The 15,616-nt window shown below is 37.0% G+C and carries 11 protein-coding genes; 7 read left to right on the top strand and 4 right to left on the bottom strand.

Annotation, left to right across the window (positions count from 1 at the left end; all coding sequences use genetic code 11):
- Positions 1-215: 215 nt before the first annotated feature.
- The 3 genes from QLS65_RS11035 to gnd form a co-directional block, all read right to left on the bottom strand.
- Entirely contained in the window at positions 216-1,634 is a 1,419-nt protein-coding gene (locus tag QLS65_RS11035; protein WP_282717660.1) for a gluconokinase, read from the bottom strand.
- Positions 1,635-1,654: 20 nt separating this feature from the next.
- Positions 1,655-2,974 carry a gluconate:H+ symporter gene (locus QLS65_RS11030; RefSeq protein WP_282717658.1) on the bottom strand — a complete coding sequence of 440 codons (1,320 nt, stop codon included), beginning with the start codon at positions 2,972-2,974 and terminating at the stop codon, positions 1,655-1,657.
- Positions 2,975-3,061: 87 nt separating this feature from the next.
- The gene (gnd, locus tag QLS65_RS11025; protein WP_282717653.1) at positions 3,062-3,961 is read right to left on the bottom strand and encodes a phosphogluconate dehydrogenase (NAD(+)-dependent, decarboxylating); all 900 of its coding nucleotides are present in this window, start codon (positions 3,959-3,961) and stop codon (positions 3,062-3,064) included.
- 297 nt (positions 3,962-4,258) lie between these two features.
- Here gnd and QLS65_RS11020 point away from each other — a divergent pair, with 297 nt between their 5' ends.
- The gene (locus QLS65_RS11020; RefSeq protein ID WP_282717651.1) at positions 4,259-4,960 is read left to right on the top strand and encodes a porin family protein; all 702 of its coding nucleotides are present in this window, start codon (positions 4,259-4,261) and stop codon (positions 4,958-4,960) included.
- On the opposite strand, the gene QLS65_RS11015 is transcribed toward QLS65_RS11020, so the two are convergent.
- Positions 4,955-5,560 carry a hypothetical protein gene (locus QLS65_RS11015; RefSeq protein ID WP_282717648.1) on the bottom strand — a complete coding sequence of 202 codons (606 nt, stop codon included), beginning with the start codon at positions 5,558-5,560 and terminating at the stop codon, positions 4,955-4,957. The two genes, QLS65_RS11020 and QLS65_RS11015, sit on opposite strands and share 6 nt — an antisense overlap.
- A 379-nt stretch (positions 5,561-5,939) precedes the next feature.
- Here QLS65_RS11015 and QLS65_RS11010 point away from each other — a divergent pair, with 379 nt between their 5' ends.
- The 6 genes from QLS65_RS11010 (at position 5,940) to QLS65_RS10985 (ending at position 15,390) form a co-directional block, all read left to right on the top strand.
- A complete protein-coding gene (locus QLS65_RS11010; protein WP_282717644.1) occupies positions 5,940-8,387 on the top strand; it encodes a bifunctional UDP-N-acetylmuramoyl-tripeptide:D-alanyl-D-alanine ligase/alanine racemase in 2,448 nt (815 codons plus the stop codon).
- Between the two features lie 90 nt (positions 8,388-8,477).
- The gene (mscL, locus tag QLS65_RS11005) at positions 8,478-8,894 is read left to right on the top strand and encodes a large conductance mechanosensitive channel protein MscL (RefSeq protein WP_099713747.1); all 417 of its coding nucleotides are present in this window, start codon (positions 8,478-8,480) and stop codon (positions 8,892-8,894) included.
- Between the two features lie 383 nt (positions 8,895-9,277).
- A complete protein-coding gene (locus tag QLS65_RS11000) occupies positions 9,278-10,267 on the top strand; it encodes an aspartate-semialdehyde dehydrogenase (RefSeq protein ID WP_282713520.1) in 990 nt (329 codons plus the stop codon).
- A 99-nt stretch (positions 10,268-10,366) separates the two neighbouring features.
- Positions 10,367-10,720, top strand: a complete 354-nt coding sequence (locus QLS65_RS10995) for a hypothetical protein (RefSeq protein ID WP_099713745.1) — start codon at positions 10,367-10,369, stop codon at positions 10,718-10,720.
- Between the two features lie 125 nt (positions 10,721-10,845).
- Entirely contained in the window at positions 10,846-13,053 is a 2,208-nt protein-coding gene (locus QLS65_RS10990) for a TonB-dependent receptor (protein WP_282717640.1), read from the top strand.
- 243 nt (positions 13,054-13,296) lie between these two features.
- Entirely contained in the window at positions 13,297-15,390 is a 2,094-nt protein-coding gene (locus tag QLS65_RS10985; protein WP_282717701.1) for a prolyl oligopeptidase family serine peptidase, read from the top strand.
- Positions 15,391-15,616: the final 226 nt, after the last annotated feature.

The raw sequence follows: 15,616 nt of genomic DNA, 5'->3' as shown, positions 1-15,616 counted from the left end.
ATTTTTTGTTTTATAGCGTGGCAAACTTTTTAGTTTGTCTTAGCGTATAAAACAAAAAAGGATTAGCACGAAGTGCCGAGCATTAATTTTTTTGTGAGATGCCCTTCTTGGAATCAACGAAGTTAATCTCTAGTTATAGTGTGGCAAATTTTTTTGTTTAAGCTATAAAACAAAAAAGGATCCGGCACGAAGCGCCGAGCATTAATTTCTTCTTTTTAAATATCTTTCAACAAGGAATACACCTTTTTGAATTTCTCAAAACTTTGTTCGTAGATTTCCTTATAATTTCTATTTGGTAAAAAAGTTTTTCCAACTTTATTTTCAGTTGGAATTTCAATAGCAGTGGATTTAAATCCAATCAAAACGGCTCCCCAAGCAGAAGCTTCGATTGTTTCGGCTACGATTACTTTCATTTGAAAAATATCAGCGACCATTTGCAACCAAAGTTCACTTTTTCCAAAACCGCCACTCGCCATTATTGTGATTTTGTGTCTTTCTTCGGGATTTGGAAGTAAGATTTCGGTAATGCTCAATAGTCCAAATAAGATGCCTTCCAGTGTTGCTCTAATCAAATGCGCTTTGGTGTGGATAATTCGGATTCCTAAAAGTGTTCCTTGAGCAGATGCATCCCAAATAGGAGCTCTTTCACCTAATAAATAAGGAACAAAAAGTAAACCTTCGGATCTAGCAGGAATGGTTTCAGCTTGTTTGAACAATTCTTCGAAAGATTCATCTGTTTTTAAGATAGATTCTTTCAACCATTGCAAAACAATTGCGCCATTATTAACCGCTCCCAGTTTTAAATAGTGATTGTCCATCAAATGATAACATTGTGTTCGCATTTCCGGGTCAATAAAAGGTTTGTCAGCAGGTAAACGAACTGCGCCGCTGGTCCCAATGGATAACGCCATTCGGCCTGTTTCCATAGCTCCGGTTCCTAAATTTGCCAATACGCCGTCACCGCCACCCAAAATATACTGAAAACCATCGGATAGTCCTTTGGCTTTGTGGGTTGGACTAACAATGGTGGAAAGCTGGGATGCTGCTATTTTTAAATAATCTAAAATATCCGATTCCCATTGTAGCGTATGAATATTCATTAAACCTGTACCTGATGCCATCGAGGAATCAATTACATATTCGCCGGTAAGATGATGCCAAATGTATTCTTTGATACTAATGAATTTATACGTTTTAGAAAAATTGGGCGCATCTTGCTCCTTTAACCAAGCAATTTTGGTCATGGGTGAAAAGGTATGAATGGGAATTCCTGTTTTTTGATAGAAATTTTTTCCTTGGTCAGATTTTTTTAATGCTTCGGCTAATGCATGCGCTCTATTGTCGGCCCAAATAATGGCATCGGTTAGCGGTTTTCCATTACTGTCTATTGCTATTATACTTTGCATAGCCGAACTAAAACTGATGAACTGAGGCTGAATCCCTTTTGTTATTTCTTGGATGCATCCTAAAACAGCCACTAGAATTTCATCGGGTTTTTGAATGCTCCAATCGGCTTTCGGATGGTACATAGAATAGGATTGACTACATTCCCGAATCACTTTACCGATTCTGTCAAAACACACGGCTTTTGTTGCTGTGGTGCCAATGTCTATTCCGATGTAAAATTGCTCCATTTTCTTTAGTTTAATTTGGATTATGCGACTAGTAAATTAAGCAATAGTACGCCAATCAATCCCATCACTCCAATGATGGTTTCCATAACGGTCCATGTTTTAAAGGTATCCGAAATACTTATTCCGAAATACTCTTTAAACATCCAAAATCCCGTATCATTTACGTGAGAGCACATTAAGCTTCCGGCTCCAATTGATAAAACCATCAATTCTGGACTTATTCCTGAGCTTACCACTAAAGGTTGCACAATCCCTGCCGCAGTTAATCCCGCAACAGTTGCTGAACCCAAAGCTATCCTGATAATCGTAGCCACAAGCCAGCCTAAAACTAACGGAGAAAGAGTAGAAGTTTCGAAAAAAACAGCTAAATCAGTACCAATACCACTGTCAATCAGTACTTGTTTGAAAGCTCCACCAGCCGCAATAATCATAATAATCATCGTGGCGGAACTAAGTGCCGAACTGGATTTGTCCATAATGTCCTGCATCTTTCGACCGCGATTAATCCCTAAAAAAACAATGGCAAATAATACAGCGAGAAGTATGGAAGTGGTTGGACTTCCAATAAATCCAAGAATCTGACGTATAGAAGATGTTTCAGGCAAGGTCAACTCGCTTATTGTTGCCATAGCCATTAGGATAACAGGAATCAGAGCCGTTATAAAACTGATCATGAAAGAAGGCATTTCGTTTTCAGCGAATGTTTTACTTTCGAATAATCCTTTGGGTGGATTAGCGACAATCTTCTTAATAAACTCTGGGAACACAATTCCCGCAATCAATAAAGTAGGAATAGCAATTATCAATCCGAATAACAGCGTTTTGCCAATGTCAGCCTTGAAAATTACTGCAATGGCTGTAGGTCCCGGATGAGGTGGCAAAAAACCATGTGTCACTGAAAGTGCAGATGCCATGGCAATTCCAAGATAGATTATAGGCTGCTTCGTACTTTTTGCGACAGCGAAAACCATTGGAATCAAAATCACAAAACCGGCATTGTAAAACATCGAAATTCCTACGGCAAAACCCGTAACTAACATTGCCCATTTGATGTGTTTCACTCCAACAGACCGAATCATCACCGAGCTTATTCGTTGTGCTGCGCCACTGTCTGAAAGGATATTTCCCAATATAACTCCAAGAGCAATAATCAAAATTAAAGAACCTAGTGTGCTGCCAATTCCCTGTTGGAGGGAATTTAGGATGTCAGGAAATAGCATGCCTTTGGCAATTCCCACAAAGAAAGAAGCGATAATTAAGGAGATGAACGCATTGAGTTTTACTGCGGAAATCAAGACAAGTAATAAAAGGATACTTGCAATTAGGATTAATATGGACATAGACGGAATTTGATAAATTAGAAATCAGGTAATGGGTGTCAAATCGAGCGCAGTCGAGATTATTTTTAAATGGAATAAAAAAATCTATTACTCATTTTTTTCGACTGCATGGCCGCCAAATTCATTGCGAAGTGCCGCTACCACTTTTCCGGAGAACGTATCTTGCATCTGGGAACGGTAGCGCATCATTATCGATAAAGCAATAACCGGAGTAGGAACTCCTAAATCTAAAGCGGTTTCCAGTGTCCATTTTCCTTCGCCGGAAGAATGCATGATTCCTTTGATACTGTCTAATTTAGGGTCTTTCGAAAAAGCATTTTCGGTGAGTTCCATTAGCCAACTGCGCACAACGGACCCGTGATTGAACAGTTTGGCTGTTTTTTCAAAATCTATGTCAAATTCAGAATGCTCAAAAACTTCGAAACCTTCGGCAATAGATTGCATCATTCCGTATTCGATTCCGTTATGAACCATTTTCGTGAAATGTCCGCTTCCTGCTGCACCAGTATAAAGATGTCCGTTTTCGACAGAAATATCCTTGAAAACGTGTGCTACATATTCAAATACGGCTGGTTCTCCGCCTATCATTGTACAAGCACCATTCAATGCTCCCGAAGTTCCGCCTGAAGTTCCACAGTCTAAAAAGTCAATACCCAATTCCTTGAGTTGTGAATAACGGCGTTTGGAATCTTTATAGTTAGAGTTTCCTCCGTCAATGATAATATCGTTTTTTTCTAAAAAAGGAAGCAACGAAGTGATTACTCCATCTACAATTTCTCCTGCAGGAACCATTAACCAAATCACTTTTCGATTGTTTAATTTTTGACATAACTCTTTAACAGAATGTGCCGTTGTAATTCCTTCCTGACCAATTTTTGTAACAAAGTCAGTATTGACATCTTGGGCTACTACGTCGTAACCATTTCGCTGTAAGTTAAGAGCAAGATTGAAGCCCATTTTCCCTAATCCTATAATTCCAATTTGCATGGTTGTATTGTTTAAGTCTGATTTGAAGACGTTTTTGAGTAATCGTTAAAATTTTTAAAGTAAAAATATTGGTTTTAATTTTTTAACAAGCAATTTATTCGAAAAATATTAAACTTGTTGGATTCAATATGTTAATTATTTTTTTGAGGTTTTGTATCGGTTCATTTTTATGAAAGTTTATTTGTTGTCATAATCTATAAGAAAACTATCAAAATGGTATATTTGTAACGTTATAATGAGAATTAAAACCTGTAAGGTGTTTTAAACAGCCATTGAGCAATTTAAATCCAAAACAATATGCGAATTTTTCTTAGTTGTTTTCTTCTTTTATCGGTTTTGAATGTTTTTTCACAAGAAAATGCAACAACTGAAAATGCTCCGGAAATAAAGGTTGATTCCTTGTATAGAGAGGATCAGTTTTATTTTGCAATAACGTATAATACCTTGATGAATAAGCCGTCCGGGGTGACACAAAGTAAGTTTTCTTCGGGGCTGTCGGCAGGTTTTTTGAGAGATATGCCCATTAATAAAAAACGAACGGTTGCTATAGCTTCCGGTATTGGTTTTTCATATAATAATTACAATCAGAATCTAGCCATTTCTTCACCTGCAGGAACGCCGGTATATACTATTATCGATTCGGATATTGCTTACGATAAAAACAAATTTTCTCTACTTTCTTTTGATGTTCCTCTGGAGTTCAGATGGAGGACTTCTACTTATGAAAGTCATAAATTTTGGAGGATTTACGGAGGATTTAAGCTGAGTTATTTGCTTTATGACAGATCTATTTTCAATAGTGCTGATGGGAAAGTGGTAGTGACGGGAAATCAAGATTTCAATAAATTTCAGTATGGCGCTTATATTTCATCGGGTTACAATACAATTAATTTATACGCCTATTACGGTTTGAATTCACTATTTAAATCTGCTAAAGTCAATGACGAATCGGTTGATATGAAATCACTGAATATTGGAATTATATTCTACATTTTATAACCACAGCACTAACAAAAGCAACTGAGGAACTGCTCCGAACATAAAACCTATAATCAATTCTTTATTGGTGTGTGCTTTCATTTCTAATCGGGAGGAAGCCACAAAGCCATTAAGGAGAATCAGAACAGCAATTGTAAATGTGTTTTGAATTTGAAGGTGTAAACTCAATCCAATTATAAAAACCGTCAAGGAACTGATTGCTATCATGTGAAGGCTCGCTTTTATATTGGCAAACAAAAGAATAAGTGCCAATATAGTGCTCAAAAGTGCGCCCAAAAGAAAAAAATGTAACTCAGGATATCGGTCTATTGTTATGCTTTTTTTTACCAATAAAATAAGCAAAAAGCAATGAAGTATTAATGGAATTTTGCGTTGGGATACTTCGGCAAGCATTATGGAATCTATGTTTCCTGCGGTGCGTAATAATAAAAAAACCAAAGAAGGCAAAATTACCGTAACTACCAGAACCTGAAAAAAAACAAATAGTTGTTCTTGATTTACAAACTCAGCGTCGTTAAAGGAAAGGTAAAACATCGTGGCCATTGCCGGTATGAATATCGGATGGAAAACATAGGAAAACAATGGTAGGATTTTTTTCAAAACGTTTGATTTTTATCTAAAAACAAATATAAGTAATCTGTCAAAATTAGTAAAGCTAATGCTATTGTTTCTTTTTTGTTCTACCGGATGTTTTGTGAAACATATTCTATTTTACAGTTAAACCATTAAGAAATTAAGTTTCATTAAGCGCTGCCTCTTAATGAAACTTAATTTCTTAATGGTTTGAAAAAAATTTTTAAATTTTCCACAAAAAAGCCAATAAGCCATTTTTCTTAAATAAACGGAATTGGGTATAATTATAGTGTGTCTAAGTCATCGTTTTGAAAAGAAGTGTTATTTTTGAGGAAGTTTTATAATAGCGAACTATTAAAAGAATAATTTCTATATCAGAAATCTACTCCAATCTCTTTCTAATTCCATGAGCCAGAAAATCCTAAAAAGTATTCAAAATATTCCTGCTACATTCATTGGTAACAACGCTAATTTAGCCATAGATGCTATTGCTATAGACAGCCGTTCTTTGCAAAACGGACCGCAGACTTTGTTTTTTGCATTGGTCGGAGCCAATAATGACGCCCATCAGTACATCAAGGATTTAATTGCAACTGGCGTTCAGAATTTTGTGGTTACCCATATTCCTGAAGAATGTGAAGGCAAAGCTAATTTCTTTGTTGTCGAAAATACACTAACCGCTTTGCAGCAATTTGCGGCAAACTATCGCAGTCTTTTCGATTTTCCTATTATTGGATTGACCGGAAGTAACGGCAAAACGATAGTTAAGGAATGGCTTAATTTTTTATTGAGTCCTGATTATAACATTATTCGAAGTCCAAAGAGTTACAACTCACAAATTGGTGTTCCGTTGTCAATAATTGCAATCAATGAGCAACACAATCTTGGGATTTTTGAAGCCGGAATTTCTACCCATTCTGAAATGGAAAAACTGCAAAAAATAATCAAGCCTACGATTGGGATTCTTACCAATATTGGTTCTGCACATGATGAAGGTTTTATAAGTTTAGAGAATAAAATAAGAGAGAAAATTACCCTTTTTGATGATTCAGAAGTGGTTATTTACCAAAAAAACGAAATGGTTGATGCCATTATTTTTCCAAAAACAAATGTGTTTACCTGGAGTTTTGACTCACAAGAAGCGGATGTTTTTGTCTATAATGCAGCGATAAAAAACGACAGCAGCACCATTCAATACCGATATAAAGGAGATTCATTCGAATTGATAATTCCCTTTCAGGATAAAGCATCTGTTGAAAATGCGATTTCCTGTTTGATGGTTTTATTGTATTTTAAATACGATGAAAAAACCATTCAAAATAGAATGGAATTGTTGTACCCGGTAGAAATGCGTTTGAAAGTCAAGAACGGAATCAACAACTGCAGTATTATCGATGACAGTTACAGTTCCGATTTTCAGTCGTTGAAAATAGCGTTGGATTTTCTCGAAAGTCAAAAGCAATACAAGAAGAAAACGGTTATTCTTTCGGATATTTTTCAAAGCGGTTTGTCTAATGACGAATTGTATGCTAAAGTTTCCCAGTTGATTATTTCTAATAAAATTGACCGCGTTATCGGGATTGGAGAAACCATTTCGGCATTCGAAAAAAAGTTTGCCAATTGCATAACGTATAAAAATACAGCCGAGTTTATTTCAAAATTTGATGATTTGAATTTTGCCAATGAAACTATTCTAATCAAAGGAGCGAGAACGTTTCAATTTGAGGAAATTGTCTCTTTGTTAGAAGAAAAAACTCATGAAACTGTTCTGGAAATCAATCTAAATGCGATTAGTCATAACCTGAATTTCTTTAAATCAAAATTGAAGCCAAATGTCAAGATTATGGTGATGGTGAAGGCTTTCGGATATGGAAATGGCGGTTTTGAAATTGCTAAATTACTGGAACATCACAAAGTGGATTATCTGGGTGTGGCTTTCGCCGATGAGGGAATTTCGCTTAAAAGCGCAGGAATTCATTTGCCAATTATGGTATTAAATCCTGAAACGACCAGTTTTTCTGCGATTATTCAACACCAATTGGAACCTGAAATTTATAGTTTAAAAGGACTTCATGCGTTCCTTAAAATTGCCGAACAAAAGAATTTAAACCATTTTCCGATACACATTAAGCTCGACACGGGAATGCATCGTTTGGGTTTTGAGAACAATACTATTGATGATTTGATAGCAACTTTAAAAGGAAATCAAACCGTTAAAGTAAAAAGTATTTTGTCACACATGGCCACAAGTGATGACTTGGAATTCAAGGATTTTGCACTTTCACAAATAGATTTATTCGAAAAGTTATCGTCTAAATTGATGTCAGAATTACAAATAAAACCACTACGACATATTTTGAATACTTCAGGAATCAGTAATTATCCGGATTCACAGTACGATATGGCGCGTTTGGGAATTGGTCTTTATGGAGTTTCGAATGATGCCGAAGAACAAAAACAGCTTGAAAATGTGGGTACGCTAAAATCCGTGATTTCACAAATCAGAAGCATTGCCGCCGGTGAAAGTGTAGGTTATGGCAGACGATTCATTGCGGAAAAACCCACAAAAATTGCCACAATTCCTATTGGATACGCCGATGGTATTTCTAGAGCTTGGGGAAATGGTTTAGGTTTTGTGACGATTAAAAAATCAAAAGCATCCATTGTTGGCAGTATCTGTATGGACATGCTGATGGTTGATGTTACTGACATAGAATGTGCGGAAGGAGATCAGGTAATCATTTTTGGCGAAAGCCCAACGGTTAATTATATGGCACAAAAACTCAACACAATTCCTTATGAAATTCTGACCAGTATTTCCCAGCGAGTGAAACGGGTATTTTATAGGGAGTAATTAAATATTGGGTAAAAGACTGTTAATTGTGTTAAAATTTTTATTAAATTCGTTTTGAAAAGATAAATTTTAACCTAAAAAAAATAAATTATGGGATTTTTCAGTGATTTTAAAGCTTCTTTAATGAAAGGAGACGTTCTAAGTTTAGCAACAGCTGTTGTTATTGGTGGCGCATTTGGTAAAATTGTTGGGTCTGCCGTTGATGATGTTATTATGCCAATTGTAGGTTTATTAACTGGTGGAATTGATTTTACCCAGAAATTCGTAACCCTGGACGGAAACAGTTATGCAGATTTAGCTGCTGCTAAAACTGCCGGTGCCGCTGTAATTACATACGGAAACTTGGTACAGGCAATTATTAATTTCATCATTATTGCTTTCTTTATTTTCGTTGTTTTAAGAGCTGCTGAAAAAGCAAAAAAGAAAGAAGAAGTTGCTCCTGCTGCTCCAGCCGGTCCAACTCAAGAAGAATTATTGACTCAGATTAGAGATTTATTGAAAAAATAATTTCCGCTACATTATATATTCTAATTTATCCTGAATTAATTTCAGGACTAAACCGCTTCGTAATTGAGGCGGTTTTTCTTTAAAATTTTGTCTAAACAGTAGCGGCTTTTTTACCATTAAGAAATTAAGATACATTGAGAAGCACTTTAAAACTTAATCTTCTTAATTTCTTAATAGTCAAAAATTGTATAGAACGTTATTTCACAAGCTTTACCATTCAAAAAAAAAATTAGTACTCGAAACAATTTTACTTTCTTTTTCATGTTTTTTAATCAAATGTTATAAATATAACATTTTGTTATTTTTTGTTAACACCCTTGTTTTGATTTCAATATTACTTACTTTTGTACTTCAAATTTAATATTCAATAATATAAATATAAGATGAGAATAGCAGTTGTAGGCGCTACCGGAATGGTTGGCGAGGTAATGTTGAAAGTTTTGGCAGAAAGAAATTTCCCTGTAACAGAATTAATTCCGGTTGCTTCTGAGCGATCAGTGGGTAAAGAAATTGAATACAAGGGTAAAAAATATAAAGTAGTTGGCATGCAAACGGCAGTAGATATGAAAGCAGATATTGCTTTGTTCTCTGCAGGTGGCGATACATCATTGGAGTGGGCTCCAAAATTTGCGGCAGCAGGAACAACTGTTATCGATAATTCATCGGCTTGGAGAATGGATCCAACCAAAAAATTAATCGTTCCGGAAATTAATGCAACTGAATTGACTGCAGCAGATAAAATCATTGCAAATCCTAACTGTTCTACGATACAAATGGTGTTGGTTTTGGCTCCTTTGCACAAAAAATACAACATCAAACGTGTGATTGTTTCTACTTACCAATCCATCACTGGAACAGGTGTAAAAGCAGTACAACAATTGGAAAATGAATACGCAGGTCTTCAAGGTGAAATGGCGTACAAATACCCAATTCACAGAAATGCGATTCCACAATGTGATTCTTTCGAAGAGAATGGATACACTAAAGAAGAGATGAAACTGGTTCGTGAAACTAAAAAAATCTTAAGTGACAACACGATTGCCGTTACAGCAACTGCAGTTCGTGTGCCAATTGTAGGCGGACACAGTGAAGCGGTAAACGTAGAATTCTCGAATGATTTTGATGTAAATGAAGTGAGAAACATTTTGCACCATACTGATGGCGTGGTGGTTCAGGATAATAATGATACTTATACGTATCCAATGCCAATGTATGCGCAAGGAAAAGATGAGGTTTTTGTAGGTAGAATTCGTCGTGACGAAAGCCAGGAAAACACATTGAATATGTGGATTGTTGCAGACAACTTGAGAAAAGGAGCAGCGACAAATACAATACAAATAGCAGAATATTTGATTGCAGCCAAATTGGTATAAATCAAATTTTATTTTAAAATGAAACCATTTGTTTTGCAAAAATATATTTTGTGAGACAAATGGTTTTCTTTTTTCCTGTTTTTGTTACCTTTGGCTCGAATGAAAAAGAATAAACTCATACTAAGTCTTTCTCTGGTTATTACAGTATTGTTTTCAATGCTGTTCCAGTCATTGCATACGTATGAGCATTTGGCAAAACAGCTTTCCCAAAAGCAATGCCACCATAAATACAATGTTACCGGTACGGAGATAACGCACCAACACCACAAATTAGAGCACTGTTTTGTTTGTGAATTTGCTTTAGGCAGTTACATAACTCCGAAAGATTTCTCCTATCAATTGTATTCCAGTATTGAAGAAATTCCTTATTTTTTTACTGCAACGGAAACCATTATTTCGTTTTCCGGTAGTTTGTATTCCCATCGCGGACCACCTGTAAATAGTTTAAGCTGAATTTATTTCAGCTTCTGTTGAATTTATTTCGGCACGTTTCACACGTTTTATTTACTAAATAATTCCAGTCTCGGTTCCCTCTCCTTTGGAGAAAGCTGACAGCAGGAATACTACAATCATTTTCAATGAAAAAATTTATCATAGCCCTATTCTTGGGGTTTTCGGCGATGCTTCAAGCGCAAAATACCCTTTCGGGAACCGTAACGGATTTAAAAAACCAACCCCTAAAAGGCGTTTCAGTCTATGCATCAGAATTGCATAAAGGAACCACTACAGATGAAAACGGAAAATACACACTTTCCAATCTTCCAAATAGAAACTTAAAAATCAGCTTTACGTTCGTAGGATTTGCAACCCAAAATAAAACCATAAACAGTCTTCAAAAAGAAAACACACTTGATGTTATTCTTGAAGAGGCAATTTTTGAAATGGATGAAGTAATCGTTTCTACCGCTTTCAATAAAATACAATCACAGAACGTGATGAAAGTGGAGCATGAAAGCATCAAAAATTTGCAACGAAAAGGAACCGCCACTTTGATTGAAGGATTGGCGACTATTCCCGGAGTTTCTCAGGTTTCTACCGGAACATCTATCGGGAAACCGGTGATTCGTGGGTTGAGCGGCAATCGTGTTTTGGTGTATTCTCAAGGTGTTCGAATAGAAAATCAACAGTTTGGTGACGAACACGGTTTGGGATTGAACGACTCAGGAATAGAAAGCGTTGAGGTAATTAAAGGACCTGCTTCGTTGTTGTACGGCTCGGATGCTTTGGGAGGTGTTTTGTATTTTAACCCCGAAAAATTTGCTGATGCGAATACATTTAAAGCGAACTTCAGTCAAAAATATTTCTCGAATACCGCCGGAAGCAGTTCTTCTTTAGGTTTGAAAACATCTACAGACAACTGGAAATTCATGGCTCGTGGAAGTTACAACACGCATTCTGATTATAAAATTGCGGATGGTGACCGAGTGACAAATACTCGTTACAATGAAACTGATTTCAAAACAGGAATTGGTTACAGTAATGCCAAGTTCTCAAGTGTATTGCGTTACAATTACAATGAATTGGATTTAGGAATTCCGGAAGATGGAATTGCAGACCAATCGACGAGCAAGAAAACCGGATTTCCAAAACAAGGCGTTTTTAATCATTTGTTGAGTTTGAATTCTGTTTTCTTTTTCGAAAAATCAAAATTGGATGTTGATTTAGGTTATGTTGCCAATGATCGAAGTGAGTTTGAAGACAGCAATGTGGCCGTTTTACACATGAAACTGAAGACTTTCAATTACAATGCAAAATACCATTTACCAAAAATGGGAAAAATAGAAACAATTGTTGGAGTTCAGGGAATGCACCAAACCAACACAAATTCAGGCGAAGAATATTTAATTCCGGATGCGGTTACGTATGATTTTGGTGTTTTTGGAACGGCTAATTATGAGTGGAATTCCAATGTGTTGCAAGCCGGATTGCGTTTCGATAATAGAAATATTACTACGGATGCGCAAGGAATTGCAGGCGAAGAAGGTTCTTTTGAAGCCATTGATAAATCATACGACAGTTTTAATGCGTCGTTGGGTTATAAAACCAATCTGACTGATGATTTGACCTTGCGTTTGAATGTTGCTTCTGGATTTAGAGCGCCAAACCTTGCCGAATTAACTTCAAATGGAGTGCATGAAGGAACGAATCGCTATGAAGTAGGAAACAGCGATTTAGAAACCGAGCAAAACGTGCAAACGGATTTAAATTTAGAATACAAAACGGATCATTTTGAGTTTTTTGTGAACGGATTCTACAATCACATCAATAATTATATCTACACTTCGCCAACAGGAGCAGTGATTGACGAAAATGCTGTTTTTGATTATATTCAGAATAACGCCAAATTATACGGAGGTGAAGTTGGATTGCATTTTCATCCGCATCCATTGGATTGGTTGCATTTTGAAACCAGTTTTGAAACCGTGACCGGCGAGAAACAAAACGGAGACTACTTGCCGTTAATCCCGGCTAACAATTGGAATAACACCATTAGAACCGAATTCAAAATCAAAAACTGGTTGGAAGATGGTTTTGCAACTTTGAATGTTTCCAGTACGTTCAATCAAAAAAATGTAAGCGGATTTGAAACAGAATCGAATGGGTATAACTTAGTGAATTTAGGTTTTGGCGGAACAGTAAAACTGGGTAAAACCGCTTTTGATGTTAACATCAATGGGAATAATTTATTTGATAAAAGATACATTGCGCATCTTTCCCGTCTAAAAACGGATGGTATTCCAAACATTGGAAGAAACATCGTTTTGGGTGTGAATTTTAATTTGTAATTCATTTGCATGAGCAAAAAACTAAAAAACGCTATTCGAAAGAGTAGCGTTTTTTTTGTTTTATTTAAGACTTTTCCATATTCACAACACTAACTATTTCCCTATTTTTGTAACAACCTAAAACAGAATCTAATGAAATGAGCATGACGGTAATTGGGTAGCAAACACCAATGATGATATGCGAATTACATAGGACCGATGAAAAACAATAAATACCAACATATGAAAAAAACTTTTTTAATAATGGCTGTATCTTCTGCAATGGCGACTTTTGGCCAAAACCAAAAACCAAAATCCGTAACCTATCCCACTACAAGTAAAGGGGAAACTGTTGATGTGTATTTTGATACTAAACTTCCGGATCCGTACCGTTGGCTCGAAGACGACAAATCTGTGGAAACGGGTGCTTGGGTAAAAGCCCAAAACGAAGTAACTTATGGTTATTTGGCTCAAATTCCGTTTCGTGATGCGTTAAAAGCAAGAATGGAAAAACTATGGAATTATGAGAAAATAGGCGCGCCTTTCAAAGAAGGAAATTTTACTTATTACTATAAAAATAACGGTTTACAAAACCAATCGGTGTTGTATAGAAAAGACGCCAAAGGAACCGAAACCGTGTTTTTGGATCCAAATACGTTTTCTAAAGACGGAACCACTTCGCTTGGCGGATTGGATTTTTCTAAAGACGGTTCTAAAGTAGCCTATGCCATTTCAGAAGGCGGAAGCGACTGGAGAAAAGTCATCATCATGGACGCCATTACCCAAAAAATAATTGAAGACACGATTGTCGATGTGAAATTCAGCGGAGTTTCTTGGAAAGCAAACGAAGGTTTCTACTATTCCAGTTATGACAAACCAAAAGGAAGCGAATTATCTGCAAAAACTGACCAACATAAATTGTATTTCCACAAATTAGGAACCGCACAAAAAGACGATAAAGTAATTTTTGGTGCCGACCAAAAACGCCGTTATGTAGGCGGTGGCGTGACCGAAGACGACCGTTATTTGGTGATCACAGCGTCTAATTCTACGTACGGAAACGAGTTGTATATCAAAGATTTGACAAAACCCAACAGTCCTATTGTGACGATTGTGGATAATTTCAAAAGTGACAACAATATCATCGAAAACGAAGGCGGGAAATTATTCATAGAAACCGACTTAAATGCGCCCAACAAACGCATCGTGACTGTGGATGTCAACAACCCAAAACCGGAAAACTGGAAAGATTTCATTCCAGAGACGGAAAATGTGTTGTCTCCATCAACAGGTGGCGGGTATTTCTTTGCTAATTATATGAAAGATGCCGTTTCAGTAGTGAAACAATACGATTATTCTGGGAAATTGGTGCGTGAAATTAAATTGCCGGGCGTAGGAACTGCCGGTGGTTTTAGCGGAAAGAAAAAAGAGAAAACATTGTATTATTCGTTTACAAATTACATCACTCCGGGTTCTACGTTTTCATTTGAGCCACAAACTGGAACTTCGGCGGTGTATCAAAAACCAAAAGTAGATTTCGACAGCGAGCAATACGAGTCCAAACAAGTGTTTTATACTTCTAAAGACGGAACCAAAATCCCAATGATTATTACCCACAAAAAAGGATTGAAACTTGATGGGACAAATCCAACCATGCTGTATGGTTACGGAGGATTCAATGTGAGTTTGACACCAAGTTTCAGTATCGCCAATGCCGTTTGGATGGAAAACGGAGGCGTTTATGCCGTGCCAAATTTACGTGGTGGTGGCGAATACGGAAAGAAATGGCACGATGCGGGAACCAAAATGCAAAAACAAAATGTATTTGATGATTTCATCGCAGCGGCAGAATATCTGATTGCTCAAAAATATACGTCTTCACAATACCTGGCCATTCGTGGTGGGTCAAACGGAGGATTGCTAGTAGGCGCTACCATGACGCAACGTCCGGAGTTGATGAAAGTCGCTTTGCCGGCGGTGGGCGTGATGGACATGTTGCGCTACCATACCTTTACCGCGGGAGCAGGTTGGGCGTATGATTACGGAACCGCGCAGGACAGCAAGGAAATGTTCAACTACATCAAAGGGTATTCTCCCGTACACAACATAAAAAAAGGGATTCAATATCCGGCAACCATGGTCACTACGGGCGATCACGATGATAGAGTAGTGCCGGCGCACAGCTTCAAGTTTGCTGCCGAATTACAGGAAAAACAAACTGGAACAAACCCAACCCTAATCCGTATTGACATCAATGCAGGACACGGTGCCGGAAAATCCGTGGCGGCAACCATTCAGGAAAATGTCGATATTCAGGCCTTTACCTTATTTAACATGGGAGTCGTGTTATTGCCATAGTTGGACTAACAGGATTCATTCTGTCCCGACGCTTCGGGATATTTCAGGAGCTATTTCCTGCTATCCGTTACAATCTTTATATCCGCCGAAAAGGCGGAAATAAAGGATTTTCACTGCTATCAGGGCTAGGGCATTCGATTCCTCAGACGACTGTCATTGCGAGGAACGTGGCAATCACATCACAAATTGATAAGAAGTTCAAAAAACGCTATTCGAAAGAGTAGCG

The organism is Flavobacterium algoritolerans (genome assembly GCF_030010385.1).
GTDB classification, from domain to species: domain Bacteria; phylum Bacteroidota; class Bacteroidia; order Flavobacteriales; family Flavobacteriaceae; genus Flavobacterium; species Flavobacterium algoritolerans.
The sequence above is the reverse complement of the archived record's forward strand: the minus strand, read 5'-3'. Positions and strand labels throughout refer to the sequence as shown.